The organism is Streptomyces hirsutus (assembly GCF_001418415.1).
In the GTDB taxonomy this organism is placed as follows: domain Bacteria; phylum Actinomycetota; class Actinomycetes; order Streptomycetales; family Streptomycetaceae; genus Streptomyces; species Streptomyces hirsutus.
Genome location: NZ_LIQT01000340.1, coordinates 1 through 409, shown reverse-complemented (window position 1 = coordinate 409; position 409 = coordinate 1). Strand labels below are relative to the sequence as shown.

At 76.8% G+C, this 409-nt stretch carries 1 pseudogene; it reads left to right on the top strand.

The window, feature by feature from the left end:
* Positions 1 to 325, top strand: a pseudogene (locus AOK11_RS45330) (ATP-grasp domain-containing protein); the annotation flags it as partial.
* Positions 326 to 409: the final 84 nt, after the last annotated feature.

Genomic DNA, 409 nt, shown 5'->3' with positions numbered 1-409 from the left:
CGCCGCCGTGCGCGCCGCACTCGGTCTGCGCCCCGACTTCTCCGACACCGTGCACCGCGCGGTCGGCATCCGCTTCGGCTACCCGCCCGAGGACTGCGAGGTCGTCTCCGTCACCCTGCCCACCGAGGCCGAGGGGCTGCTGGCCGCCGAGGTGTTGGTGGAGCCCGGCGCGGAGCTGCGGCTGCCGCCGAACGGTTACATCGCCCGTCACTCGTACGTCGTGGCCACCGGCGCGGACCGGACGGAGACCGCCGCCCGGCTGGACGCGGCAGCGGCCCGGGTCGGCCTCGACCGGCGGCCGCTGTCCGTACCGGTTCCGGCCTGACGGCGGAGGGGCGCGTCGTCGTTCCGCCTTCAGCGGACGCGCACCTCCGACGGTTCCGTCCCCACCGCCCCCATCGCCCCGGCC